This window comes from Streptomyces sp. P3 (assembly GCF_003032475.1).
Classification (GTDB): Bacteria; Actinomycetota; Actinomycetes; order Streptomycetales; family Streptomycetaceae; genus Streptomyces.
The window spans coordinates 3,884,042-3,909,148 of the sequence record NZ_CP028369.1; the positions used below are offsets into that span (position 1 = coordinate 3,884,042).

Below are 25,107 nucleotides of genomic sequence, written 5' to 3' on the forward strand. Positions count from 1 at the left end.
CTCCTCGGCGATCAGGTGCGCGCCGGGCCGCTTCGCCCTGTCGTGGGGGTTCATTCGGCAGCGTTCATCCGGGCGAGCAGGGAGCGCACCAGGGTGGGCAGGCTGTCGGGGCCCTCGCCGATTCGGACGTGATCGGTTGCTTCGCCGAGGACGTACGCGGCGTCTTCGAGGAGGCCGCTGGAGATCTCCATGCAGGCGTCGGTGATCCGGGAAGCGGCGAGCAGGGACCGAGAGAGCACCTCGACGTAGTCGCCGGGGCTGAGGTCGGCAGCCTCGGCGGCTGTGCGGATGGCGGCCAACTCCAGCGCGCTGAACGCGAAGTCGAACTCGTCGTCCTGGTCCGTCGGCGAGGGCGCGACGAAGGCCGGGTCCGGCAGCTCGGCCGGGATGCCGACGCGCGTGCAGATCTGGTCCACGGAGGCGGTCAGCTCGGCGAGGGACTCGGTGAGCCAGCCGAGCGCGGAAGCGTAGGACGCCAGGGTGAACAGACCGGCGGGGGTGGAAGGCAGCGGCTCCTCGGCGACGAACTCTTCGAGCCGGTCGTTCAGTTCGCGGACCACCCGGGGACCGGCGGACAGTGCGCCGAGGACGGGATGCAGGTAGGAGCGGCCGGCGGAGGTGGGGTACTCGGTCGTGAGGACCTCCGAGACGCTGCGCGCGGCGTCGGTGAGCAGCCCGGCCAGTTCGGTGCGGTCGAGGGACGCACGGTCGGCGGTCATCGGATGGAGGCCTTTCGGGAGGTGGCCGGGGCGGAGGGGCTGGCTGCCGCCGGTGCGGTGGCTGGGAGGGATGCGGTCGGGTCGATCGCGTGGGGGGATCGGGACCGGGCAGCCTGGACTCGTGCCTCGGCCGCCGCGTCGGTGCCCTCGTGCCGGTTGAGGCCGGTGCGGTTGGTGCGGAGCTGGGCCGTGCGGTAGACCGCGTAGTCCTCCCGGGCACCGGCCGCGACGAGGTAGATCTCGCGCTTGTGGGTCGAGGTGGGCGGGGCCGGGCGGAACTGGATGACCATCCGGTAGGAGACGGCCGGGTCGACGTAGACCTTGTGGAAGCCCGCGAGGCGGCCGGTCAGCGGCAGGCAGTCGTCGCTGCCGTGGACCAGGTTCTGCAGTTCCAGCAGCGCCAGGTCGCGGATTTCGTCGGGGAGTTGGCGCAGGTCCGCGATGGCGTCCGTGTGGGCGGCGAAGGCGAAGCGGGCGCGGCTCACATCGGCCTCCGGGGGGTCGGGCGCTGACCCGTTCCTGCCGACGGCGTGTTGCCCGTGTCGCGGCCGGCTTTCGGGATCGCGGAGGCACCCGATGACCGGGTGAGGGCGGCGCGGGTCAGCCGGGCGGCGGCCTCACCGCGGTAGTCCGGAGGCTGCGGCAGCGGACTGCCGCGGTGCTCCAGCCAGTGGCGGGCGGCGGCGTCGTCGGTGAAGGCGCCCTCGCGCATCGTGTACGTGTGGGCGTCGGGGTTCCCCTCTTCGAGGAAGACACGAATCGGTGCCTGAGCGGCGCTGGAGTCACGGGTCAACGTCCAGGTCTCGTACGGGGCGAAGTCCGAGGTCCAACTGTCGAGGACCTTGTAACGAGAGCCTGACTCCCGGATCTGCCGCTCGACCCAGAGGGTGAGATCGTCGGCGGGCTTCAGGGAGTCCCCCTTGGCCTGGGCGATCCGCTCGGGCGGGCAGCCATGCTCGATCAGCCAGTTCTGGGCGAACGCCAGGCTGGCGTGGTTCGCGGTCTCGAAGGTGAACGTGCGCTCGCGCAGGTCCCGCGTGATCTTGATGGCGACGAGTGCCGGATCACCGGGGACGCCCCAGGTCATCGACCTGTCGTGGGCGACGAGGTAGCTGTGCGTCCCCTCCGGGGTGGTGTGGTGCTCGGCCAGCACGGTCAGGTCTCCGGCCCAGATGCTGCTCTCGGCGAGTTCGGAGGCGGCGTCGGCAGGCTCGAAGTCGGCGAGGCGGAAGTCGGGTTCGGCGATCACTGGGTGGCTCCCGTCAGCTCGGGCGCCGGGGTGGCCAGCACGCGGTGGTTGGGCCGGGTCGGGCTCGTCGTGCATGCGGCGAAGGGGCCGTCGGGGGCGCGGAGATGAACCAGGGCCTGGTCGAGGTGATCGCGGTGCCACGTCGAGGGACCGGACAGGCCGGCCTCGGCGTCGGTGAGCTGCTGCCACGCGAGCCAGAGCGCGTGCAGCCGGGCAACGGCCTCGGGGTGCTCGTGCCACTGGTCGCACCACGGTCGGGTAGTGCTGATCTCCCGTCCGTAGACGGGCAGGAACAGGTAGTTGACCCAGTCGCTGAGCGCGGCCAGCTCGACGGCGTACGCCTCGCCGCCCAGGGCGAGGATGAACACCGAGGCCGGGGCGGCGGCCTTGGCGGCGTCGGCGGCGCCTGCGGTGGAGGTGTCCGCAGTGGGCTGAGGGGTGGGGACGGGCTCGGAGCCGAGGCGGTCGAGGATGACGCCGTGCTGGCGTACCTCCGCCATGGTCTTGGCGAGGGTGCTGGCGAGATCGTCGAGGTCGCCGTCGGGAACGCGGAACGGCTCGGGCTCGGGGGTGGCCTTGCTGGGGTCGGACATGGCGGATCCAAGGGAGTGAGCGAGCAGGGCGGGGGCGAAGTGCGGCGCGCTCTTCTGGAGGTCACGGCGGTGCTCCCTTCGCAGGTCGGCATGGGCAGGAGGATGCGGAGATTCCGCGATTTGGCGCGGCCGGGGAAACCGGGTAATGGGGCGCTACGGCGCGGTGCAGCGGGGGCAGCCCGGAAAGGGAGGTGCCAGCAACCGCACGGCTCGGGCGGCCTGTTGGGGGACCACGCCGTTGCCGAGCGCGGTGAGCTGAGCCGGTCGGCCGAGTCCCGGAGTGGCGGTCACCCAGCCGGGAGCCAGGCCCTGCATCCACTCCACGAAGTCGGCGCGCAGGCGTCCGGCGGCGTCGGTGGGCGGCGGCGCGGGGCGGGTGAGGTTCTCCCATCGGGCGATGGCGGAGGCGTACGCTCCCCATCGCCCGTCGGTACCTCCGCTTCCGGGGCCGCCTCCGCCCACAGCGGCAGGACCACCGCCGACAGGGGCGGACGCCAGCCCTTGCCCGGACGGCGGCCAGGGGTGCCGGTGTCGCTCGCCCTCGGGGTGGGCAGCAGCGACGCTGCCGCACTCGGCAGCGTCATGTCCCCGTTGCCGTGCCGCTGGTTCGGCGAGCCCTTGATCCCGTCCGACGCCTTCGGCGTGGGCAGCAGCCACTCCACCTCGTCGGCCAGGTTCGGGCCGTGGCCGCCGCTTTTCCTCTTCGACGGGTGCTGGGAGCCGCCGTTCTTGCCGATGTTGCTCGTCGGGGTCTTGAGCAGGGTGCTCGGCGGGCCAGGCGGCGAGGAAGGTGCGCTCGCGTCGATGGGGGGCTCCGACGTCGGAGGCACGAAGCACGAGCCACCTCGCGTCGTACCGGATATCGGCCAGGGATCCGAGTACGGCACCAAGTGCCCGCACAGGAGGCTGGGTTGGGTCGTCTCCCAGACACCACGGGCAGAATTCCACGTCGCCAGGGGAACCGGCGGGCGAGGTGAGGAGACCTCGGACATTCTCGATCACCACCAAGCAGGGGCGGAGGGCTTCGACCGCACGGGCGACGTGCAGCCACAGCCCCGAGCGGGTGTGGGGGTTGAGTCCGGCCCGGCGGCCGGCGACGGAGACGTCTTTGACAGGGGAAACCGGCCGTCAGGACGCACACCCGAGGCACATCGGCCCAGTCGACGGCGGTGATGTCCCCCAGATTGGGCACGCCGGGCCAGTGCCGGGCCAGGATGCGCGCGGCGTCGGGGTTGATCTCGGCGTGCCAGGACACGGTGCCGCCGAGCGCGGTCTGGACCCCGAGGTCCAGACCGCCGTAACCCGAGCAGAGCGAGCCGATCAACGGCGTTCGCGCGGTGGTGGTTTCCATGTCACCGGCCACGTGCGATTCGGTCTGAGGGGGCCGCCACCGCCGTGGTGACGTTGGGCGGCGGAGGCCCCGGAGAACGCGCGGTGGTCGCGGATCGGCTACGGGCGGCCTGGAGCCGCGCGGACGGGGGAGAGATCGTTGCCGACGCGGCGTGCAGGGAGTTGGCCCCGTCGTGCAGTGCCGCGCCGGCGGTGGCGAGTGCTTCCTCCATCACCCGTATTGCTGCCTCCCGGGCATCCCTGGCGTCGGGCTGGTCGCGCAGACTCTCGGGCTGGTTCAGGAAGGCGACCTGGTGGGCCACCGCTCCCAGGGCGGAAGCCGCTTCGCTCGCGGGCTCGACGGCGGCGGCGAAGTTGGTGATCACGCGAGCGGTGTGGGGCGCTTGGTCCTGGCCGGCGGCACGGAAGAGGACCTCGTCGCCCAGATCGGTGACCAGCTTTCCGAGCTCGGAGATCTGGCGGGCGACGGCGACGACATCGGGTGAGCGGTGGGGGTCTCCCGGCACCGGCAGCTTGCCGCGCTGGGCGTCGAAGGCGGAGGCCATGGCGCGCAGGGCCAGGGCGTCGGAGAGTGGGGTGTTGTCCACGGGGCGTTCCAAGGTGGGTTCAGTCGGATGGGCTGGGTTGGTGGGCGAGGACGGTTCAGCCGTGGGTGCGTGAGGGCGGTCGTGCGGCTGATGGCGTGGAGGCAGAGCCTGGGCATTCCGAGGGCCGTGCGGCCGGTCGCGCCGTGCTGCGGGCGAGGGCGGCGTGGACCTGCGCCGTCGGGGGCCCCTCGGCCGACGGCGCAGGGGGCGGCGCCGGAGCGAGGTGGCCGTTCGCGGTCTGCCAGCGAGCGCGCACGTTGTCGAGCGGTCCGAGCGCGTGCAGGGCGTGGCTGATGAGCCGTCCGGGGGCCAGGGTCTCGTTCTCGGCCAGGGCGCGGATGGCGCGGGCGGAGGCGGCGGCCGTACGAGCGACGGAGAAGCGCATGATCTGCTCGCCGAGCCACGCGGCGCTGCCGGGGCCGACGCCGTCGCAGATGGCGGTGACCTGTTCGGTGGTCAGCGTGCCGTCGGCGAGCAGACCGCGCCGCTGGGCTTCCCACAGCACGGTGATCCGGTCGATGGGTTCGCCGCGGTGGTGCAGCGCTCCCAGGCAGCGGTAGAGCTGGCCGTGGGCGGGATCGGCGAAGTCGCCGGGTCGCAGCCAGCCGACGACTTCGTCCATCGCCTTCGGCTGCTCGACTAGGACCGCCAGCAGGAACTGCTCGTCCTCGGCGACCTGGTCCGCTCGTGCTGGCGGCGGCGCGACGGGAGCTGTGGTGGGCGGTGCCGCCGGGGCGACCGGGCGCGGTTCGGACCCCCAGCGGCGTGCGAGGTCTTCGAGCACCCCGGTCAGGACGTCCGCGTGGTGCAGCGCTCCTTCCACCTCACCCTGGAGGGCGGCGGCGCGGGCTGCCTGGTGGAGGCGGATCGCGTGCGCAGTCACGCTGCGGTGGATCGCTCCCTCCAGCACCATCCGGCCGTACACCGGGGCGTGCTCGGGTCGCGGGCAGGCTGAGATCAGGATGTGGGGATACACGGCGGTCAGCCCTCGGACATGGTTGCTGGCCTCGGCGACGGCGTCCATCACCCAGGACAGCGGCACGCGTTCTCCGGTCGCTACGGCGGGATGGCTCTCGGTCCGGAGCTTGCGCAAGGCGGCGAACAGCGCCTGGTGGATGGGCCGGTAGAAGTGATCGGGCGCGAGCCAGTCCAGGTGCGTGAGCTGGCCGGGGTCGAGCAGCACCGAGCCGAGCACCGCCTGCTCGGCACTCAGCAGCGGGTTCATCGCTGCCGCCCGGGGCGGGGAGACGGCGGGTCGTCCTGCTGCGAGCGGAGATTGGCGACGGCCTGGTCGGCGGCGGTCATCGCGTCGGCGAAGCGGTCCAGCTCGCCGGTGAACTTCGGATCGGTGGCGAGGATCGATCCGGAACCGGTGACCAGCCACCACTGGCCACCGCGTCGGACGACCGGTGACCGGGCGAGGCGTTCGGAACGCGCCAGAGGAGGGGACGGAGTGCGCGAGGACACGAGGGGACTCCTGAGCAGGTAGAGGGGAGGGGCAGGCCGTGGGGTCGACGTCGGCCTGGACGGGGGTGCCGGAGCGGCGGGACCAGGGCGGGCAGCCGTCCGGGTCGCCGTTCTCCAGTTCGGCGTCCGCCAGCGCGTCGAAGATGTCGCCCTCATGTCCGGACCACTCGTGGCCGGTGACCCGGTCGATCGGTGCCCGGTCCAGAGGCTGGCGACTGCGCTGCGGATACGCCTGGCTGAGCAGCGGCGTGCCCTCCGTCAGCGGCGACGGCTGCGGTCGAGAGCCGTCTGCGCGGACGCCGGGAGGGACGACGTGGCGGGCGGTGGAGTGTGCGGTGTGGGGCGGTGGGGTGTCGTGGTGCGTGCGGTGGCGGCTCGGACTCGTGGGGAGGTGTCGTCGGTGTGCTGGAGGGCGTTGGCGGTGTCGGTGAAGCGGCGCCAGGCGTAGTCGGAGCGGTCCGCGGTCCAGGTCGGCGCCCGGGCGACGAGGGCTTCGGCGAGGGCGGCGACGTCGTTCTCGGGTGCGGTGCCTCGGGCGAGGAGGGGACCGGCGGGGGACCACAGGTCGATGCGCCATTCGTCGCCGAGCCGGACGGCGGTGACGAAGCCGTCGTCGGGTGCCGGCTGGTAGGTCCACATGTGGGCGCGGACTGTCCAGCCGGGTCCGGCGAAGGCGGGTGGGGCGGGCTCGGGCAGCAGTTCGGGTGTGCCGACCTCGAACAGGTCGAGCAGCGGTCCGTCGTTGAGAGCCGCGTTCATGAGCCGCAGCGCGTCGTCCGTGGGGACGTCCTGGCGTCCCTTGAGCGCGGCGAGGACGGTGCGCAGGGTGCTGAGGTGTTCCCGGGCGTCGCCGGGGTCGAGCCGGTCCTCGGCGGGCCCGTCCTGGCGTAGCCAGTGCCGCACCGACGCCGCCTGGGACCGCAGCGATTCGATGTCCCCGGCGGAGAGCCGTTCCGGCAGCTGTTCCACGCGGTGGACCAACTGCCAGTAGGGCTTGAGGTGTTCGCTGACGACGTGGCGGGCGATGCGATCGATCTGGGGGCGGAAGCCGGCCACGGCCCCGGCGCGGACCTGGTCGTCGTGGTGGCGTAGATCGGTGAGCAGGCGCATGTAGGCGTCGTGGATGTCGATCCGGTCGCGGACGACGGACTCGTAGGCCCGGTTGAGGAGTTCCAGATCCGACAGTTCCTGCGCTCCGGACTCGGGGTGGTGGGCTGCTTCGCCCCGGAGGGCGGCGACGCGTTCGGCGGCGGGGACGTCCCAGACCCCGCTCATGCCGCACGCCTGAGGCCGGAGTTGTTCGCCTTCGCGAGTGCGCGGTCGGTGATGGTGGCCGTGGCGGCGGCGGAGGCAGGCGCGATGGTCTTCGCCGACGGCTCCTTGTACCAGGGCTTGAGGTCGAGCAGCGCGATGCGTAGGCCGGTGGCCAGGAGGAGTGCCTTGCCCTTGGGCAGCGCACGGATCGCGTCGGGGGCGAGGATCCGCTCGGTGCGCATTGACACGGAGGTCGACTTGCCGCTGTCGGAGTGGGAGACGGAGACGGTCCGTACTTCGTGCTCCCCGATCGCGCGGCTCAGCTTGTCGGCGAAGTCGATGTCGTCGATGCCGGAGCCGACGATCTTGACCGTGGCGGCGCTCCAGAGTGCGTCCATGCCGGTCTCGCCCCAGCATCGCTGGCCCTGCCGGTAGGACTGCAGGATCGTCATCGGGATCACGCCCCGTGAGCCCAAGTGGCTGTACAGGTCGGGGAGATCGGAGATCTTGCACACGTTGGCGGCCTCGTCGAGGACGCACAGGGCAGGCGGGTCGAGCCGCCCGCCGGAGCGCTCGGCGACGACCACGGCCGCGCGCATCACCGCGTCGGCCGCCGCGGCGATGATCGCCGATGCCGAGCCGCCGCCGTCCTTGCTGAGCAGGTACAACGTGTCGCGGGAGGTGGCGAACGCGGAGGGCTTGAACTCGGGAAGGCGCTTGTCGGGTGTGACCCAGGCGGCGATGTCCGGGTCGAGCAGACAGCTCGCGTACTGCCGTGCGGTCTCATAGATGCCGTCCCGCGTTTCCGTGGCCCCGCTGACGGTGCCCTGGAGCTGGGCGGCGACCGCCTCGTGGCCGGCATCGGTGAGCAGGTCCACCGGAGTGCGGTCGGCGGGGGAGGCGAGCCAGGCCAGGACATCGGTGATCGGGCGCCGGTCGCTGGCGGCGGCCAGGAACAGTGCGCCCAGCGTGTTGCTCGCGGCGGTGGACCAGAAGTCGGCGCCGCTGGACTCGTCGACGCTGGCGGCGACGAAGTGCCCGGCCAAACGTTTCGCCCCGGCCAGGTCGCGTGCGTCGGCCAGGATGTCCCACCACATCTCGCGCGGGTGGTGGGCGATCTGCTGCGGGTCGAGCGTCCAGATCGTGCCGACCTCGGCGCGGGCGTCCACTGTCGCGGTGAAGGCGTCGTTCGCCGCCTTGTTCGAGGTCAGCAGTACCGGGCCGGGAGCGGCGAGGATCGCCGGGATCGCCAGCCCGGACGTCTTGCCGGAGCGCGGGGCCATGATCGCGACGATCACGTCCTCCCAGGAGGCGCGGACCTCGGCCCGGCCCGGGGAGTGCGTGCCGACGAGGATCCCGCGGTCCGCGGGATCGACCTCCTTCGGTTTGAGGCCGGAGAGGCTCGGCCGCAGGCTCTTCGCCTTGGCGGCGATCTCCCTGTCCAGCAGCGGGGCGAGATCCCGCCTGCAGGCGAGGCCGTTTTTCGCACCGCCGCGCAGCCGCAGCCACACAACCAGGACGGTGACGGTGAGGCAGACGGAGAGCAGCCCGGGGACGAGCCGCGCGCCAACCAGCAGAGCGGTGGGGCTCAGGTGCGGCCACAGCACGTCGGGGTGCAACAGCGCGTTGGTGGCCTCGAACGGCGCCCAGGTGCCGGTGCCGACGAGAGAGTTGGTGAGGTTGCCGGTCAGCCAGGCGAGGGAGCCGAAGGCGATGCCGACGCCGAGGACGCCAAACAGGAGGTAGAGGAGCGCGTCGGAGCCGGTGGTGGTCGAGGGCGCGCTGGTGCGCGGTGCGGGCATGGCGGGTCCAAGGAGGGAGAGCGGACAAGGAGAGGCGGGGTGCGCGGTGCTCTGCTGGTGGTCATCGGGGCAGCTCCTGCTCAGGGATGGGGCGACAGCCGCGTCAGGCCGAGGTCATCGGGACCGCGGCGACCGGGGTGGCGGGGCGCTGGCAGGTGGTTCGGACGTCGCGCCGACGGAGGGCGCGATCCGCTGCTTGCCGGCGTGTGGGGAGGAGGCGCGGGCGGCTCGGCGCCGGTCCGCTTCCGGGTTCTGGGCGGCGGGCGGCTCGTTGTCCGCGATTGTGTCGTTGCCGAGGACATCGTTGAGCGGCTCCTTGGTCCGCAGGGCGGGCACCTCGTCGCGGTACTTGGGGTCGCTGAGTTGCACAGGGCACGCGCCGATCATGTCCTCGGCGACCGCCAATTCCTCCTGGACGTCCCGCAGCATGCGGGTGGCGGCGGCCAGCCGTGTCCACGTCTCGAAGGTCGGGTTGTGGTGCGGGTTTTCGAAGGTCAGCCGGGCTCGGGTCCAGTCGGCCGCTGCGGCTACGAGTTCGGTCAGCTGGGGGAGGGCCCCGAGCGCTCCGTTGACCTCCTCGATGATTCCGGCGACCTCATGGGGAGTTGCCGTCTCGGTGAGCCGGGAGATCATCCCCGGGACGGAGTACGGGTCGGCCGACGGGTGGGACAGGTGTCGGACCTGCAGGGGCGTGTCGGAGCCGGGCGCCTTGTCACCGTAGGCAAGCCGGATGTTGTGCTGCATCGCGGCGCCTACGGCCTCCCCGATGCTCGGGTAGAACTCGGGCACTGTTCCTCCTTGGGCGCGGTGTTGGGTCGGTGCCGGGTGGGTGGGACAGACCCCTCGGAACTTGGTTCGGTCTGACGGCGGATGCGCTGGCCAGCGCGTCGATGGCTGTCCGCATGAGGCCGGTGCGCGTCAGACCGCCGGAGGGGTACGAGAGGAGAGGATCGGGATCAACGGGTCCGAGGGCTGGCGACCTGCGGCGCACCTACGGCGGTACCGACCTCCGGAGGCGGAGTTCCGAGCGCCGAAGACGCCTTGGCCCTGTCCGCCGCGGGCGACGTGGCGAGAGCCGCGCTCCGGGCGTCGGGTGGGGCGGGAGACTGCGTCTGCGCCCCGGCGTGGTCCTGCCGCGATTCGTTGACACGGTGCAGTTCGCGTCCCGCTCCGACGAGTTCTGATTGCGCCGCGCTGACGAACTCCGCAGCGAAGCCGAACCGGTCGGCGAGCGCGTATGCCTCGTCGTCGAGGTCGGTGATCTGTTCGCCTGCCGTCTCCAGAGCTTCCCGGAGGCGTTCCAGGACGCCGTGCTCGGGATGAAGGAGGTGATCGACCGCCTGGGCAAGGCCTGCACCGTTCTCGGCGGCCCTGATCTGGTCAGTCAGCCGCAGGACTTCGGCTCCGGCGGTGTAGAGCCCGAGAGGGTTGGCCGGGCTGGTCAACCGGCTCGTGTCGAGGTGGGGGTCCAGATCGACGCTGTACCGGGCGGCGCGGAGCATCTCGGCTGCGTGGGAGGCGATGGCGACGCGCTCTGCCTGCGGGGTGGTGGTGGCCAGGCGGTGGCGGCGGCCGTACCAGTCCTCGATCTGCTGGAATCCGGCGTGCTTGAGGAGCGTGGCGGACAGGTCGTCGCTGGCGCCTTTCGCTGAGACGCTGCCGCTGGGCTCTGCGCTGATGGTGATGTAGGGGGCTGGCACGTGGGTCTCCTGGGCGCGGGGTGTCGGGCGCGGGGCCGGGGGCAGGTGGCCGAGTTCGGTGGCGATGCGGTGGCACTCGGTCTGGAGACGGAAGGCGTCGCGGTAGGCCTTGTGGAGGCTGCCGTCCTCGCGGGCGAGGGTGGCCACGACGTGCACTTGCCGTGCTTGGTTGCGCACGGCGATCCATCGGCAGGCGTCCGGATCGCCCTCCCGGGCGATGCCGGTGGCCGCCACCACCCGGCGGGCCACCCAGGCCCACTGCGAGTCGGTCAGGTCGGGGTGCCGGGGATCGGAGCGGACCCACACTGGCCGCTCGGGAGCTCGGGCCCCGAGGCGCTCGACGGGTGCGTCGAGGGCGTGGGCCAGGTACGCCGGCGCGTCGGTCTGGGCGAGCATCTCGATCGGGGCGCCGTGGCCGTCCCCCGCGATCAGGCGGGGGTTGGTGTGGTTGCCGCGCTCGCCTGGCCCGTACAGGTACGCAAGGAGGCCGGCGGTATGGCTGGCACGCTGCAGGTGGGCGATCACGGCGTCTACCTCGAAGGGGAGTGGTGAACGGGAGCCCGGGTGGTCGGGCCGTTGGGGACAGAGGATCCGCGGAATCCGCGATTTGGCCCGGCCGGAGATGGGTGATAGATGGCTGTGGTCACCCGGCTCGTCGTGGGCGAAGGCCGTGCAGATGGAGCGGGCGCCGTTGTACATGCGGGCCCAGCGGCCGTCGTGGCGGATGACGGTGGCGACGAGGACCTCGCGCGTTAGCTCGAGCCAGTCGTCGTCGGTCCACATCGGTGGTGTTGGGGTCGTGCAGTGACAGGGGAGCCGCTGGCACGCGGTGTGGCCGGTCCCCGGTCGTCGTGTAGCCGATCACGGTCCGCCGCTTCCGCTTTGGAGCCGTCCGGTACATGCCGCTGCCAGCCGCCGTGCGATCACGGCTGGTCCCGGCCCAGCGAGCCTCACCAGGGCCTCCGGCGAGGGCGATTCGGGCCGCGACCTGGGAATTCCGTCAGCTTGATCGACTGCACCACTCAGCGGGACGACATCCGGCATAAGACCGCCAGGCCCGACGCCAAGGAACTGCGCGTCGAACGCTCCGACATCGAGGCCGCCTCAGGCACCGGTAACCGGGGGTCAGAAGGCTCGCAGCCTCTCGATGTGGCGTCTCTGCTGTTGGTCGTCCTGTTTGATGTGCACACTGACAAGCACTCTTTGGCCGCCCGGCTTGTAGTAGATGCGGCCAAGTCGCTCGCTTCCCGCGATGCCCGTTGCCAATTTCGTCACCTCAAACCAACCACGCATTCCCTCAAGGTCCTTCCCTACAAGGCGCCCAGAGTCGATCTCAGCAAGTGCTCTCATCGTGGATGCTGGCGAATCGAGGTTGGCGATCACATCGACTGCATCGAGAACGAACTCGAGGCGACTGAACGCCCGAGGCAGGAACTCAATGACACCCCCGCGCCGAGGCCGTTGCGCGGTCGCGGCGCGAAGTCGCTCCGTCTCCAGAGCCTCAAGTTCCGACACTCTCCCAAGGAGTGCGTCTACCTGCACCGCCAAGTTGTCAGCGCGTGCTCCGCTTTCTGCGGCTTCCGAGTCGGCCGCTCGCACACGCTCCAGCAGCAAGGAGTTCTCGGCAAGAGCGAGTTCTCGAAGCTCCTCGGCGTCAGCGAGGTTCTTCAACAGTTCCGCCGTGTCAGCCATGCCTCCGAGGCCTTGTCGGAGCACGGCGAGTTGCTCTTGCAGATCTGAATGACGGCGTTCTGCGAGGACAACGGATTCCCGGTATCGATGCTCGCTCGCCTCCGCGTTCGCAAGATCGTGACGGAGCTGCGCGACCTCACGTTCAGCCGCCTCGCCCTTGCGTGTCGCGACGTACAGTTGGTTGAGCAGCTCCTCGATCCGACCCTCGGCATCAGCAAGGCGAGAGGTGGTCGGATCCGTGACTGGCACCGTCGGCGCGGAGGACGACGGCGGTGCGATGACAGCCCCGACGAGCGCAAGTGCTTCGGCCTGGCTGCCCTTGAACCGAAGGCGCGCGAACCAGTCGTAGAAGTTTCCGTCATCTGCTGGACGATGGCTGACGTCCCAGCGCTGGACGTTGAGACCCGCGTCCTCAAGCGCTGACACCAAGCTGCTGGCAACGTGCTCCGACGCGTTGAAGACGACGTTATGCCCGTACTGGTTGGTTTCGAGGTGCCACTCGACGTCGAAACCGCTGGCCTTCTCCAGCGGTTCACCGGCAATGGGAGCGTACGGAACCTCTGCTCCGGTGAACAGGAAACGATCGCAGTCCGCGAGTTCCCAGCTCGTTCCGTCCAAGTCGATGAGATCGCCCTGCCGGAGTGGGTAGACGGAGCCCGCATAGGCGACGCCCGCATATCCATCGGGAGTCAGACGAATCGGACGGCGGACTCCGGACTCGACTTCCGTTCCGTGGTCGAGCACTCGCACGAGTACCTTGGCGCTCGCCATGTCACGCCGTTCCGCATCGACAATCCGGGTGCCCCCACTGGCGCTTGCAGGCGGCGCACGGCTTGTAGTACAGGTGTTCCAGCACCTGGGCTTCTGTCGCTCCGTCGCGCACGTGCCGGGTGAAGGCCCTTGAATTGTGCCGATACAGCACGTCGCCCGGAACGGTTGCCTGGTCCTTGTCCCTCGCCACATTCGCACGGACGACCAGTCCCGCCTGTGGCACGACTGTGGACTCCTCAGGTGCTTTTGGGGCTGCGGCTGCGTCTCCGGGCATAGCTGAAGCAGGGAGGCCAAGACCGAACTCCAGGTCGTAGTACGACGCTGTGACTCGATCGTGCTTCTGGCTTGATGACGCCTCGACCGACAACACCAAGTCGTCGTCGAGAACGACCTTCAGCTCGAGGCGCTCGTGCAGTGGCGGGGCGGTCTCGTCGACGGCGAGTGTGATCATTCCCAGCGACGTTCGCCGCTCGCTCGCCTGCGGGTGTGATGACAACGCGGTCGGAGTGGCAATCGGAAATTTCGCCTTCCCGTCCGTCGGATCCGCGCAGTACAGGTGGAGGGTTTCGTGCTTGATCTCTCCACCGAGAGGCATTTCGGTGCCCGCAGCGAGGAGCGGCATCAACGACCCACGGGCGAGCTCGAGTTCGATGGGCTTTGCCAGTCGGAGTCTCTGCCTGTCATGCGCGATCCACGCAGCTCCTTGTGAGATCAACGTGGCACTGTTCGTCGGCACCTCAACTCGGTCCGGGCCAAACAACTCGTGCAGTCGGCTCCGAATCGCGGGCATGGCCGCCATGCCACCGACCACGACGACCAGCGAGACCTGGCCGGGCGCCATCGACAGGCTGCCGAGCAGCGACTCGATCTCATCGATACCTGCCGTGACGAGCGGCCGTGTGATCTCCTCCAGCTCCTGACGCGTGAGCCGGTACTGCAACGTGGCACCTGATTGGAAGTAACTTGGCCGGTAGAACGTCACGTTGGCGCGGTCAGCCGAGAGCTCGATCTTGTTGCGTTCCGCGTCTTGGAGGAGCCGGAGTTCAGCCTCAGGGATCGCGAGGTCGTCGTCAGTGGCACTTCCGCGAGCCCGAGCGCGCTTCACGACCTCGTCGCGAATTACCTTGTCGAACTCGTCGCCGCCGACCTGGGCCGAGCCACCATTACGAAGTTGTCGAACCTGGTCTTCGTCGACTCGACAGAGAGTCAGGTCCAGCGTTCCGCCGCCCCAGTCGACAACCAGGACGTTTCGTCGTGCAAGCCGCCGGGCCATCTCTTCTGGATCGTCTGCTCCCCGGATGAATCCGTACAGGGCGGCGAGCGGCTCGTGGACGAACTGCGCTACACCCATCCCGGCCCCGGCGAACGCCTCTCGCAGCGCCGCGCGTCGGTGCCCATTCATGGTCACGGGGATCGTGACCACAGCATTGTCGAGGCCGCCGAGCACCTTCCGTTGCGGACTGCGCAGGGACTCCGACCGGACGTGCCGCACGACGTCCGCAACGATGTCCACCGGGCTCCGGTCGACGCCTCCGACGGCGATTACCTCCTCGCCGAGGAGGAACTTCGGCGATTTCACCGTGTTGCCGTGCACCCCAATGCCCGCGGCACCCAACGCGTCCTTGGCCTCGCGACCGACGACTACCTGCTCGCCCTCGTACCGGACGATCGAGGGATGTGGCCGGCCAGTCTCGACGTCCATCACGTCGATCACGCGGTCACCAACTACCACCGAAACAAGGCTGTTGGTCGTTCCGAAGTCGAACCCGACGATCACGCGAAGCCTCCAGACGCGTCCTTCAGCTGCTTGACCTCACGCGTGAGGGCAAGCAGAGAACGGTCGAGGAACTCCTCCGCGACGTCGGGCGCACCGTTCCGGAGTGCGTGCAGACCATCGGTAAGCAGATCGATCTCACCCCCGAGACGCCGGATGATGCGCGTTCGCAGCGTTTCGTAGTCGTCCGCCATATGGCTCTTGTCGACCACTCTGTTATCGCGCTCAGCCACGAGCTCCTTCTGCAGTCGCACCACGTCGGCAGAGAACGCGTCGGCGCGAGCCAGCGCAGATTGCTCACGCTCCTCGACGGTCGAAAGCTCATTGCGGAGCCGAGTCTCGCGATTCCGAGCAGCCGCAGCCTCACTCTCGAGATGTGTGACCTGCCGTTCCAAGCGGGCGATCCGGGCGAGGTAGTTCGCGCCGACGATCCCGAGCACCTTGTGATCGCTGCTTGCCCCGACCTGGCTGGCGGCTCGCTCCAGCCCTGCTGCCTCCGGGGCCTCGTACCTCCAGAGAGAGTCGTACGACGCATCGATGAACTGATCCAGGGTCCAATCACGTTGGAGCGCGCGGAGGAGTCCGTAGCACGCGATCGCATGCCTGACGAGGCGCTCACTGTCTGCGGCTTTGAATTGCTTCGGGGCCGCTCCAAGTTCGTCGGCGACCCGCTGAGCCGCGGCACGCACGTGTTCGATCGAGAGCTGCGGATCCTTGCGGGGATCGACCAGCTGGTCCACCCTGCCCCCGAACACCGGGCTGTGGCCCAGTGCGACTACCGCGAGGTCAACGAGCCGGTTCAACGCCGGTGCGAGGCCACCGTCCTCGGCGCGCTTGAGCGGGACCCCTTGGCGCGCCGCGAACTGAAGCAGCTTGAACGGGGCCGACAACGTTGGGTCTGTCGGCGCGAGAGACTCAACCAGCGCGCTCTGTGACGCGATGCCCTCATCGGTAATCGCCAGCTTCTTGAGGTCCTCCTTCGAGAACTCAAGCAGTCGAGCGTTCGACTCGTAGGCGAACGTCAGCAACTCCTCGATCGAGGTAATGATCGGCTTCGGTTTCGTCTTGGACTTGGCCCGCTGTGTCCCCTTCTCCGCAGCGGGTGCCGCTGACGCATTGTCAGTAGGCGCGGCCGAGGCAGTGCCATCGCCGGTAGCGGTAGCCGATGCGGGGTCGCTCGGCCCCGACTCCGCGCCGGGCTCTGGAATGGTCTCGTTGCTCAACGTCCTACCTCTTGCAATCGGGTCCGAAATCCTGCGTACCAGGCGCCGGTCTCCTTGGAGTGCCTGAGCGCCTCGCCATGTCGTGATGCACCATCGATGTCTCCCACAGCGAGCAGCGCCTCAGCCGCGATGAGTCGGACCTTGAATTGGTCCTGGGGCCGGAGCTCGCCCAGCGAGGGCAGTAGTTGGGTGACCATGGATGACTGTGTCCCGTCCAAAGCCGTCGCACCGAGGTCCAGGAGGTCCTCGGTAACGGAGTCGCTCAAGGCCCGATCGAAGCTTCCGTGCGACCGGTCGGCCAGGCTTGTCGTGACGAATGCGCCGCCTGCGAGGAGGGATCGGAACCGCGCCGCGACATCGGAGACGCGGTGGCTGTTGGTCTTGCGTACCGCAAGTTCGAACTGGTTGTAGTGCAACGCGACCAACCCGCAGATCGCCTCCGCTGCGGGGCGGTCGAAGGTCGACAGCAGAGAGACCGCACTGTTGTACCGCTGCTCGTAGATCGGCGCGCCCGACGCATCTACCCGGCCGGGGTCCTCGACCGCTTCACGCGCGAGTACGCCGTACAGGTATGCCGCCACACCTTCGCGGTAACGGCGGGCCGTCACCCCGCCGCCGGCACGCATGATGAAGGTGTCGATTGCGTTGCGACTCAACTCGCGACTGGAGATGAGCTTCTCCAAGGCCTGGTCGACGAGGCAGAGGTCGTCTTCTTCTGCAAGGCAGAAATCGAACTCAAACGTCCGCTCCAGCGGGCCATTGGAAACAGCCACCGTCTGGACGCCAACCTTCACCGACGCAAGGAAGCCGGCGGCCTCAGACGGTGAGGTTTCGCGGCCGTTGATGGCGATGGATTCGACATCCGAGGTCACCCAATCGGCGGAGACACTGGGGCTCGTGACCATCAAGCGCGTGCGCCCGCACTCTCGTCCCCTGAAGAGGAGGGTCGGCCGCTTAGTCGCATGACCGTCGAAGCGGTGCGCTCGGAGGGCGCGCTCGGACGAGAAGATGAGCCCACACTCAGTGCAGGGAAACTCAGGGGGCTTTGGCGGGGCTGGTAGCCCGACCCATTCAATTCCGGTCGGCTCATGGAACTCCATGTAGCCGGTGTGCCAGAACCCCACGAGCCCCACCCGTCGCTTCCTGATCCGCGTCCCCTACGCCTTCGGAAGGCTAGTCGGACTGCGGGTACTTTGCGAGGTCGCCGGTTTAGTGAGATCGACCCGTGATGGGCTGTCATGTCACCTTCGTGTGGGCCGAGCTGCCGATGCATGTCTGAGAGACGCCATCCGCTTCCCAAACGTGACCGTTTGGTTTGGACGGGGTGGGCATGAACTCCGTCTGGCGGCAGGAGAGAAGGGCGTAGTTCTTCCGTTTGTCTCGCTGCCCCGTAGGGGCGGGGCACGGGCGGTCAGAAGTGGGGGTTCTCGGTGGGCCGTTCGGCGCCGGTGGCCGCTTCGAGCAGCTCGGTCAGGTCGCCGGGCTCGGAGGAGCGTTGATCAATCCACCAGCCGGCGCGGGTGATCGTGCGAGCCGCTTCTTCGATCTCCTCCCACTCCGCCTCGCTGGTCTCGCCTTCGAGGACCAGAACGGTGTAGGCGGCGGCCAGGACCTGGTGGCGGCAGCGCACGCCCCAGGCGACGGCGCGCTCGCGGCCTTCGAGGGGTGGCATTCGGTACTGTTCCGACCAGGCTTCGGACGCGGCCTGCTCTTCGGCGCGCTTGGTCTCCAGCCAGGCGGCCTTGTCCTGCTCGTCGCCCTCCCTCGCGGCCCGCCAGCAATCGGTGCACTCCTGCTTGGCGAGCCACTCGGCGAACCCTGCGCGACGGTCGGCCGCACGGTCGGACAGGTCTCGCTCAGCCTGGTGCCCACAGGAGTGGGTGATCTGCCAAAAGGTCTTCACAGCCATGGGAACTGCTCCTTACGGGAGTTGGATCAGCGGTTACGGGAGAACGCGATGCGCGGGTCCACCGGGCGGGCCGCCGGGCCGGAGGCGGCGGGCACGGCCACCGGCGCCTTACCCGGCAGGCCGGCGCGGGCGGGACTGGCGGCGAGCGCGGCGGCGCTCATGGGGAACTTGTGAGTGGTGAAGCCCTGATCGCGCTGGGGGCGCGCTGCCGTCGTAGGCGCGGGTGAGCGGCGCGCGGCTACGTCCTGGGCGAGGAAGGGCTGCACGGCCACCTGGAGGTTGGCACGATGCATCGCCAGCGTGGCAGTGGCGACCTTGTCGAGCGCCTCGCTGCGGTGCGTGGTGATGGGCAGCGTGTAGATGTCCAGGCTCGGTTTGTGTCGCCAGCCGTGCTCTTCCAGGATGAGCGGGCCGTCGAGAGCGGAGGAACCGTCGGCGGTGGCGGCGACCACGCCGAGCTGCGGGTGTTCGGCGAACGCGACGTCCGGCTCGACGCGCGGGGGCCGGTCGGGGGCGGGCGCTGGTCCGAAGGTCGGCGAGGGGTCGAACGCGGTGTCCACGTCGACCCGGTAGCCGGCCTTGCGCAGTAGCGCGACGGCCCGGGTGGTGCGGCCCTGCCCGTCACGCTGCTGGTTGGCCAGTGCGTACAGGTTGGGGTGGTCGGGGACGGGGTGGAAGTCGAATCCCTTCAACATCCAGGTGCTTGCCGCCAGTTGCTTGGGGTTGGCGGCGACGATGCCGAGGTCGGGGTGGCGGCCGACCGCGATGTCGGGAAGCGGGTCGTGCTCGGGGGTGGGCATGGCGGATCCGTCCGATGGGCGCAGGGGGAGCGGGGCGGTCGAGGGCGGGGACGGTTCTGCTGGTGCGGGACATGGCGGGCTCCAAGCTGGGCAGCGGTCAGCGACCGGGCGCGGACGAGGGCCGGGCGGGTGGCAGGGAGGCAGGTGCGGCTGAAGCGGACGGCGGCGCGACCGGGGTTGTGGGCCGTGCGGTCGGCGAGACCGCGAGAGCGGCGGCGACCCGGGACGCCGCCGGTTCCTCCGGGGCGACTTGGTCCACCCGGGTCTGGAGCCTGCCGGGGTGGTCGGTGTGCCGGTCGGCCAGGACGCCGCGCATGGACCGAATGTCCAAGGCGTAGGAGTCGAGCTTCTGGGCGATGTAACGCAGCCGGTTCGCGTAGTGGGGATCGGCGGGTTCGTCCAGGCCTCCCCACCAGTCGGCCGTCGTGTTGAGGGACTCCACGACGCGCTGGAGAACGCCGTCACCGGGAGCGGTCAGCTCGCTCAGCGCGGCGACGACTTCGCCCGTGTGCGCCGCCGACCGGATGGACTGGGGCAGGTGGCCGAGCCGGTCGCCGAGGCTGAGCCCCTGATCACCAGGGGGCGGCAGGCTGGGGTCGAGCAGGCCGGGATCGCACGAGACGTCGAAGCCCTCGGCCTGAAGCATGTCGACGGCCCGGGTCACCATCTGCCGCTGCTCGACCGGGTCGGTCATGGCGGAGGGCAGCCGGTGGAAACGCTCGCGGAACAGCACGACGGGGACGAAGCCCGCACGGTGGAGCACCGCGTCGGCGCCGCTCTCGTGGGCAGGTCGCCGCGGTTCCGGCCGGGGCGGCAGGCCGAGCTGGTCCAGGCGAGTGTCGATGGCGGCGAACAGGCGGGGGATGCTGCCGCCGTGTCGGGCGTGGGGATCGTGGGGCTCCGAGTCGTAGATCACTTCGTGGAGCGTGGAATCGTCGGGATGACCGCGGGTCACCAACCAGCTCTCCGGATACCCGGGTGGGTGGTCGGTGGGCGGTTCCTGGGGCGGAGAGATGATCAGGGCGCTGCCGTCGGGAAGTTCGGCGTGGACGATGTGGTCGCTGAGGCCGTACTCGACGGTGCAGGACAGTCCGCGCTGCCGAAGCGGCGTGGTCAGGTGGCCGTACGGGTGGTCATGCTCCGACGTGCCAGCGGCGGCTTCCTGGATGAAGGGTTCGCTGGTGCGCGCCGTGATGCGTGTGCCCTCCCGCTGGAGGGTGACCAGGGTCTGATCGGGGCGCATGTGGGCTTCTCCGTAGCCGGCCGTCCCCAGGGGGCGACGGCGGTGGGAAGCCGCAGCCGGGCGGGGGCCGGTAGGGGGTAGTGGCGTTCGTTGAGGATCCGGCGATCGTGCGGTTTGGCCTCGCCGGAAGTCGGTGCTAGAGGCGTCAGCGCGAGCGCCGCACGGCAGGGGGCTCTGACGCTGCCGAGGCGGACGGCGAAGCGGCAGAGGCATCGTGCCGACCGGAGGTGGATCGGGCCAGGGCCGCCTGGACACGCCCCGTGTGCGCGGACTGGTCGACCGCGATCCGGTCGGTCAGGTGATCGGCAGCCCTGGCCAACGCCGCTTCGCTGTAGCTGAGTTCGTCGGCGTAGTGCCAGCCTTCGGAGTTGCGGATCTCGCGGGCTCGTTCCTCGTAGAGCTCCCGCGACCCGGGCATGGACCCCTCCATGAGCGCGATGACCTGATCCCACTCGCGGCGGATCTCGCCCGCTCGCTCCAGTACGGAGTCGATCCCGCGCAGGCGCAGCAGGTCGGCGCTGATCGGGCCGTCAAGGTAGTCGGCCGGTTGCGCGGCGGCCCGAACACCGGCGAGGACTTCGGGGCCGTGGGCCAGGAAGGTCTCGACGTGCTCCCAGGCGGTAGCGTCCCGGGCCACCTTGCCGTCGGCGTAGCCGGTCTCATCGACGGGCCACCCGTCCTCGTCGCAGTACGAGTCGGAGACCGCGTCCCACTGGTCCGAGGCCTGCCTGATGCCATCAGCAGCGGAGGCCAGGGCCTGGACACGCGCCCGCCATGCTGCCCGTTCGTTGGCATCTTGCGGCTGGCGATCAGGGGTGGCGGAGGAGTCGGGAGAGGTGGGCATGGTCGTTACTCGTTTCTGTACGGGTGCCTCACCGCGAACGCGGCAGCGAGCGCGTGACGGATGGTGGGACAGGAGATGGAGCGTCGTTACGCTGGCCGGGGGAAGTTCCCCGGGCCGACGCCGCTGGCGAGAAGCGGGCTGCTGCTGCCGCTTGGTGCGCCCGGGAGCGGATCTCGTGGTCGAGGTTCTCCGCGACGAGATGCAGCTCCTCGCCAATGTCGGTCAACCGGGAGGCGATGGTGTCCAACTCGGACGCGCTGCGTCGGGCACCGTGGGTGCGACATCACTCGGAGGCGGTTTCGAGCATCTGGTGCAGGCGGGCCACCGCGCCGAAGTCCTCCGTGACGGCCTCGCGGAATAGGTCGGTGAACTCCTCGGTCCGGGCTGCGGCGAGGCGGTCGTTCCCGTCAGTTGCCGGTGCGCCGTTGTCCGGACTCGCGGCCGGGCCGGTCGTCGGGTGGCGCTGGAGCGGGGCGGCGTCCTCGACCGCACCGAACCGGAGACCGGGGGCGAGCCCGGACCGGGAACCCGAGACCCCACGGGGGCTCACGGCCGCGCCTCCCTGCTCGGTCCAAGAACTGAGGACTTGTCAGTTACGGTGAACTCACGGGGGTCTGCATGCATCCGGGCGTCCGTGTCGAACAGTTCGCGCTCGGCCGGATGCAGGATGTGCTGCGTGATGAAGCTCCGACCTGCGACTTTCCACAGGCCCCGGCCCTTGGTCAGGGCGGACACGGCCTGGGTTTCGATTCCGGTCAGGCCGAGCAGCGACGCGGCGGCGGCGAGTTGGTCGGGCTCCTGGCGGTAGATGATGCGGGTGCTGCAGTCGGCGAGGAGGCCCTCGGCCAGTACCCGGCCGCGTGAGCCGGCGTCGCCCGCGCTCAGTAGATCGCTGAGGCGGTGGATGACCATCAGGTTGGCGATGCCGAGCCCTCGGCTGAGCTTCCACTGGCTCTGCATGCGCTCCAGCAGGCCGACGTGCCTCATCACGCGCCATGCCTCGTCGTAGATCACCCAGCGTCGGCCGCCGTCGGGGTCGGCGAGCGCGGACTCCATCCAGGCGCTCGCGCAGGTCATCGCGAGGACCAGAGCGGTGTCGTCGCCTGAGCCGCCCAGGCGGGAGAGGTCGATGGACAGCATCGGGGTGGTCGGGTCGAAGGCCACGGTCGAGGGCGCGTCGAACATGCCGCTCAAGTCGCCGTGGACCAGACGGCGTAGGGCGTGGGCGAGGTCCTGCGCGGCGGCCCCCATGCGCCCGGCCTGGTCGCCGAGGGCGCGGTCGAGGAGCTCGGGTGAGCCGAGGGTGTGCGCGATCTCGCCGAGCAGGGGCACGGTGCCGCCTGCCTCGGCTTCGGTGACGACCAGGTCCAGCGCCAGATCGAGGGCCGTGTGCTCCATCGGCTGGAGATCGCGCTTCAGCACAGTGCGCGCGAGGCCGGCCAGGAGCAGGAGACGGCGCTTGCGGACCTCGGTCGACCAGTCGTCCTTGCTCACCGAGGCGGGCCGGGCCGGGGCGTCAAGGGGGTTCAGCCTGCCCGGGAGCCCTGGCCCCAGCGCGATGCTGTAGCCGCCGAGAGTCTGCGCGACGGCCGTCCACTCGCCCTTGGGGTCGCAGGGCACGTAGACCCGGTAACCGTGGGCGATCGCTCGGGTGGCGATGGACTTGGCGAGCGCGGACTTGCCCATGCCGATGATCCCGGCCAGGACCGCGTTGGGGTTGGTGAAGCCCTCGATCCGGCCGCTGCTGTACAGCGAGAACGGGTCGTAGCAGAACGCGGCCTCCGCGTGGACGTCGCGGCCGATGAAGATGCCCTCCGCGCCCAGGCCGCCCTCGGCGAGGAACGGGTAGGCCCCGGACACGGTGGCGGTGGTCATCCGGTGGGCGGGCAGGCTGAGCTTGCCGCCGCGTGCCGAGGAGGAGCCGGGGCGACCGGACGGCGGATACGTCGGCCGCAGCTCCGGGTCGAGGGTCTCCTCGTCGCGGCGCCTGGGCGGGGCTCCGGCGAGGCGGGCCTGGCGCCGGGCCTCGGCGAAACCGGCGCGGGCGGCGCGCTGATCGGCCCGCGATGCCTTGCGGGGGACGAACAGGGGAGAGGCGCTGGCGCGGGTGCGGGGCATGAACGATTCTCCAGACGGGAGGCAGAGTCAGTGGCGGACGAGGCCGGTGAACGGAGCGTGGAGGTCAGCCGGGGTGGTACGGCGTCGGACCAGGTGCGCGGTGCGCTGGTGGCGCTGGCAGATGGTCAGCTCAGGTGCGCCTTCTGGCAGGCCGACCTGGCACGCATCGCGGTCGGGGACCTCGCCGGAACCGGGGTGGGGGGCCGCGTGGTAGGCGGCGTGGACGTGGTCGGCGGCCTGCCAGATCCGGATGCGGGCGGCGCTGAGCTGGTCACCCTCGATCGGCACGAGCCGGCCTGTGCGGACGGCGTGAGCGTCGAGTAGGCCGTGCAGTGAGACGAGGTGGGCGTGCAGGGCGTCCAGCTCGGGGCGGGTGGTGACGAGGGGACCGCCTGGCACGTTGAGCGCGCGGTGGAAGTCGAGCGCGGCGGTGGCGAAGGGCACGAAGTCCTGCGCGGTCGGGCTGGCGGTGCGGGACATGGGGGCGCTCTTTCGGAAGGGAGGAGGGCCGGCATCAGGCGGCGAGGGCGAGCGGCATGGCGGCGGCGGTGAACGCCTCGGCCTGCTGCCAGGTGAGCGGCCTGAGGTCGAGCTGGGCGCCGACCGCCGCGGTCTCCACGACCGCGCAAGCGGAACGAAGTTCCTCCTCGGAGTCGGCCGAGACGGTCAGCAGGCCGGTCAGGGCGACATCCGCGTGGCCCGCGATGAGCTGGCGCTCCCGGGACTTGATGTCCTGGTACTCGATAGAGTCCGCTTCGGAGTCGACCTGGCCGCGACGAGCCCGCTCGGCGGCGTCCGCGATCACGCTGGCCTTCCTGCGCTGGACATCACGCAGGGCGGCGTCCAAGCCCTTCGGCTCGTACGACAGCGACAGGGTCCGCCGCACCCCGGCGGTGAACAACAGCTGGTGCAGGAAGCCCGCCGACGCCTCGGTGCGGGGCCAGTTCTCCACCCAGTACGTGCAGTGGACGGCGGAGTCGGTCGCGATGTGGTCCGACTTCTCGACGACCACGACCGGGCCTGCGGCAGCGGCGTCGGCCTCGGGGCGCCCGGAGGAGGACCAACGGTCCAGCGGGGCGAGTGCCTTGGGGTCGTACGCCGTTCGTACGACTGCCGCGATCTCGCGGGCGGTGAGCCAGCCGGTGGGGTTGAGCCCGGCGGTACGCGCGGCCTGGTCGAAGGTCGAGGTCAACTGTGCCAGGACGCTGAATGACCCGGTCAGACCACCACCGGCCTGGTTGATCAGGCGCCTGGCGGCCTTGGCGTCCAGCGAGACCGCGACGTACGCCTCGTGCGGAGCCGCGGCCGGGCCGGCGCTCTGGATCAGCTCGCTGTAGACCTGGCCGGCCACCGGGGCGTCGGGCTGGCCATGCTCTTCCCAGTACCGGCGCAGGGCGTCGCCGGAGTCCGGCACAGTACGCTCGATCACCTGGATCCGGGCGACCTGACCGGTGCGGGCCAGTGCGGCGAGCGCACGGCCCCAGCCGTTGACGTTGGCGTTCTGGGTGCCCGGGTCGAGCAGCGCGTAGGCGCGGGAGGACACCTTGACGACGGCGGTCAACGTGCCGGTGTGGGGGTCGTGGACGGCGCCGTACCGGCGGTCGGGTGCGCTGACCACGCGCAGGCTGGAGGCGGTCCCGGGCAGGTGGAGCAGTCCTTCGCGGACCGGACGGCGGGAGGGTCGGCACAGCCAGACCAACTGGCCCCGCATGCGGCGGAGCGCGTACCGAACGACGATCGGTGCCCAGTCGGCGAGGGCCCGGCCTCGGTAGCGGACGAAGACGAGCAGGGCGATGCCGGCCCACAGCGGCACGAGTTCGAGAGCGCCGACCATGCCACGGGCGAGGATCACGGCGAGCAGGAGCAGCCCGGTGAGGCTCACGACGATCAGCTGCGGCGCGGTTAGGCCGAGCAGGATGCCGCGCCTGCTGCGGTGCGGGAACTTCACGGTGGCCGTGGTGGCTTCGGCCTGGGGGTTGTCAGACATGGCGGTTCCAGACAGTGGTCGGGGA

General features: G+C 70.2%; 24 protein-coding genes and 2 pseudogenes. All 26 read right to left on the reverse strand.

Features of this window, described 5'->3' with window-relative positions; all coding sequences use genetic code 11:
• Positions 1-50 precede the first annotated feature (50 nt).
• A complete protein-coding gene (locus C6376_RS17460) occupies positions 51-719 on the reverse strand; it encodes a hypothetical protein (protein ID WP_107444263.1) in 669 nt (222 codons plus the stop codon).
• Positions 716-1,204 (reverse strand): hypothetical protein, encoded by a 489-nt coding sequence (locus C6376_RS17465; protein WP_107444264.1) that lies wholly within the window; start codon positions 1,202-1,204, stop codon positions 716-718. The genes C6376_RS17460 and C6376_RS17465 overlap by 4 nt, the downstream gene beginning before the upstream one ends.
• Entirely contained in the window at positions 1,201-1,968 is a 768-nt protein-coding gene (locus C6376_RS17470; protein ID WP_107444265.1) for a glycosyl hydrolase, read from the reverse strand. The genes C6376_RS17465 and C6376_RS17470 overlap by 4 nt, the downstream gene beginning before the upstream one ends.
• Complete coding sequence (locus C6376_RS17475) at positions 1,965-2,561, reverse strand: DUF4913 domain-containing protein (protein WP_107444266.1); 597 nt, start codon at positions 2,559-2,561, stop codon at positions 1,965-1,967. The genes C6376_RS17470 and C6376_RS17475 overlap by 4 nt, the downstream gene beginning before the upstream one ends.
• Positions 2,562-2,714: 153 nt before the next feature.
• Positions 2,715-3,023 (reverse strand): hypothetical protein, encoded by a 309-nt coding sequence (locus C6376_RS45260; protein WP_254075979.1) that lies wholly within the window; start codon positions 3,021-3,023, stop codon positions 2,715-2,717.
• Positions 3,024-3,335: 312 nt separating this feature from the next.
• Positions 3,336-3,614, reverse strand: a pseudogene (locus C6376_RS45265) (DNA cytosine methyltransferase); the annotation flags it as partial.
• A gap of 115 nt (positions 3,615-3,729) precedes the next feature.
• Positions 3,730-3,912: pseudogene (locus C6376_RS45270) on the reverse strand (DNA cytosine methyltransferase); the annotation flags it as partial.
• Between the two features lies 1 nt (position 3,913).
• Positions 3,914-4,498: a hypothetical protein gene (locus C6376_RS17485; protein WP_107449024.1), complete on the reverse strand. Its 585-nt coding sequence runs from the start codon at positions 4,496-4,498 to the stop codon at positions 3,914-3,916.
• Positions 4,499-4,553: 55 nt separating this feature from the next.
• Complete coding sequence (locus tag C6376_RS17490) at positions 4,554-5,723, reverse strand: DnaB-like helicase N-terminal domain-containing protein (RefSeq protein ID WP_107444267.1); 1,170 nt, start codon at positions 5,721-5,723, stop codon at positions 4,554-4,556.
• The gene (locus C6376_RS17495) at positions 5,720-5,965 is read right to left on the reverse strand and encodes a hypothetical protein (protein ID WP_254075980.1); all 246 of its coding nucleotides are present in this window, start codon (positions 5,963-5,965) and stop codon (positions 5,720-5,722) included. The genes C6376_RS17490 and C6376_RS17495 overlap by 4 nt, the downstream gene beginning before the upstream one ends.
• 258 nt (positions 5,966-6,223) lie before the next feature.
• Complete coding sequence (locus C6376_RS17500) at positions 6,224-7,240, reverse strand: hypothetical protein (protein WP_107444268.1); 1,017 nt, start codon at positions 7,238-7,240, stop codon at positions 6,224-6,226.
• Complete coding sequence (locus tag C6376_RS17505) at positions 7,237-9,021, reverse strand: type IV secretory system conjugative DNA transfer family protein (protein WP_173985667.1); 1,785 nt, start codon at positions 9,019-9,021, stop codon at positions 7,237-7,239. The genes C6376_RS17500 and C6376_RS17505 overlap by 4 nt, the downstream gene beginning before the upstream one ends.
• A gap of 114 nt (positions 9,022-9,135) precedes the next feature.
• A complete protein-coding gene (locus C6376_RS17510) occupies positions 9,136-9,810 on the reverse strand; it encodes a hypothetical protein (protein ID WP_107444269.1) in 675 nt (224 codons plus the stop codon).
• A 167-nt stretch (positions 9,811-9,977) separates the two neighbouring features.
• On the reverse strand, positions 9,978-11,504 hold the full coding sequence (locus C6376_RS45275; protein ID WP_254075981.1) for a hypothetical protein: 1,527 nt from the start codon (positions 11,502-11,504) through the stop codon (positions 9,978-9,980).
• 342 nt (positions 11,505-11,846) lie between these two features.
• On the reverse strand, positions 11,847-13,184 hold the full coding sequence (locus tag C6376_RS17520; protein ID WP_107444270.1) for a hypothetical protein: 1,338 nt from the start codon (positions 13,182-13,184) through the stop codon (positions 11,847-11,849).
• Position 13,185: 1 nt separating this feature from the next.
• A complete protein-coding gene (locus tag C6376_RS17525) occupies positions 13,186-14,961 on the reverse strand; it encodes an Hsp70 family protein (RefSeq protein WP_107444271.1) in 1,776 nt (591 codons plus the stop codon).
• Positions 14,958-16,181, reverse strand: coding sequence for a hypothetical protein (locus C6376_RS17530; RefSeq protein ID WP_159083222.1), 1,224 nt, complete (start codon positions 16,179-16,181; stop codon positions 14,958-14,960). Before C6376_RS17530 ends, C6376_RS17525 begins: the two co-directional genes overlap by 4 nt.
• Positions 16,178-17,053 (reverse strand): hypothetical protein, encoded by an 876-nt coding sequence (locus tag C6376_RS17535; RefSeq protein ID WP_159083223.1) that lies wholly within the window; start codon positions 17,051-17,053, stop codon positions 16,178-16,180. Before C6376_RS17535 ends, C6376_RS17530 begins: the two co-directional genes overlap by 4 nt.
• Before the next feature lie 539 nt (positions 17,054-17,592).
• Positions 17,593-18,090, reverse strand: coding sequence for a hypothetical protein (locus C6376_RS17540; RefSeq protein WP_107444274.1), 498 nt, complete (start codon positions 18,088-18,090; stop codon positions 17,593-17,595).
• Between the two features lie 26 nt (positions 18,091-18,116).
• Entirely contained in the window at positions 18,117-18,890 is a 774-nt protein-coding gene (locus C6376_RS17545; protein WP_107444275.1) for a hypothetical protein, read from the reverse strand.
• A 97-nt stretch (positions 18,891-18,987) separates the two neighbouring features.
• Positions 18,988-20,133: a hypothetical protein gene (locus C6376_RS45285; RefSeq protein WP_254075982.1), complete on the reverse strand. Its 1,146-nt coding sequence runs from the start codon at positions 20,131-20,133 to the stop codon at positions 18,988-18,990.
• Between the two features lie 145 nt (positions 20,134-20,278).
• Entirely contained in the window at positions 20,279-20,977 is a 699-nt protein-coding gene (locus C6376_RS17560) for a hypothetical protein (protein ID WP_254075983.1), read from the reverse strand.
• 283 nt (positions 20,978-21,260) lie between these two features.
• Entirely contained in the window at positions 21,261-21,527 is a 267-nt protein-coding gene (locus C6376_RS44710) for a hypothetical protein (protein ID WP_216825591.1), read from the reverse strand.
• Positions 21,524-23,095, reverse strand: coding sequence for an ATP-binding protein (locus tag C6376_RS17570; protein WP_107444277.1), 1,572 nt, complete (start codon positions 23,093-23,095; stop codon positions 21,524-21,526). The genes C6376_RS44710 and C6376_RS17570 overlap by 4 nt, the downstream gene beginning before the upstream one ends.
• A 27-nt stretch (positions 23,096-23,122) precedes the next feature.
• The gene (locus tag C6376_RS17575) at positions 23,123-23,575 is read right to left on the reverse strand and encodes a DUF6238 family protein (protein WP_107444278.1); all 453 of its coding nucleotides are present in this window, start codon (positions 23,573-23,575) and stop codon (positions 23,123-23,125) included.
• A gap of 34 nt (positions 23,576-23,609) precedes the next feature.
• Positions 23,610-25,082, reverse strand: coding sequence for an SCO6880 family protein (locus tag C6376_RS17580; protein ID WP_107444279.1), 1,473 nt, complete (start codon positions 25,080-25,082; stop codon positions 23,610-23,612).
• Between the last annotated feature and the right edge of the window lie 25 nt (positions 25,083-25,107).

Bases quoted from the DNA above. Each gene is read 5' to 3' on its own strand.
- C6376_RS45285 (WP_254075982.1), bottom strand. From the start codon at position 20,133: ATGCGCCCCGATCAGACCCTGGTCACCCTCCAGCGGGAGGGCACACGC.
- C6376_RS17505 (WP_173985667.1), bottom strand. From the start codon at position 9,021: ATGCCCGCACCGCGCACCAGCGCGCCCTCGACCACCACCGGCTCCGAC.
- C6376_RS17520 (WP_107444270.1), bottom strand. From the start codon at position 13,184: ATGGCGAGCGCCAAGGTACTCGTGCGAGTGCTCGACCACGGAACGGAA.
- C6376_RS17570 (WP_107444277.1), bottom strand. From the start codon at position 23,095: ATGCCCCGCACCCGCGCCAGCGCCTCTCCCCTGTTCGTCCCCCGCAAG.
- C6376_RS45275 (WP_254075981.1), bottom strand. From the start codon at position 11,504: ATGTGGACCGACGACGACTGGCTCGAGCTAACGCGCGAGGTCCTCGTC.
- C6376_RS17475 (WP_107444266.1), bottom strand. From the start codon at position 2,561: ATGTCCGACCCCAGCAAGGCCACCCCCGAGCCCGAGCCGTTCCGCGTT.
- C6376_RS17545 (WP_107444275.1), bottom strand. From the start codon at position 18,890: ATGCCCACCCCCGAGCACGACCCGCTTCCCGACATCGCGGTCGGCCGC.
- C6376_RS17575 (WP_107444278.1), bottom strand. From the start codon at position 23,575: ATGTCCCGCACCGCCAGCCCGACCGCGCAGGACTTCGTGCCCTTCGCC.
- C6376_RS17500 (WP_107444268.1), bottom strand. From the start codon at position 7,240: ATGAGCGGGGTCTGGGACGTCCCCGCCGCCGAACGCGTCGCCGCCCTC.
- C6376_RS17540 (WP_107444274.1), bottom strand. From the start codon at position 18,090: ATGGCTGTGAAGACCTTTTGGCAGATCACCCACTCCTGTGGGCACCAG.
- C6376_RS17560 (WP_254075983.1), bottom strand. From the start codon at position 20,977: ATGCCCACCTCTCCCGACTCCTCCGCCACCCCTGATCGCCAGCCGCAA.
- C6376_RS17580 (WP_107444279.1), bottom strand. From the start codon at position 25,082: ATGTCTGACAACCCCCAGGCCGAAGCCACCACGGCCACCGTGAAGTTC.
- C6376_RS17460 (WP_107444263.1), bottom strand. From the start codon at position 719: ATGACCGCCGACCGTGCGTCCCTCGACCGCACCGAACTGGCCGGGCTG.
- C6376_RS17490 (WP_107444267.1), bottom strand. From the start codon at position 5,723: ATGAACCCGCTGCTGAGTGCCGAGCAGGCGGTGCTCGGCTCGGTGCTG.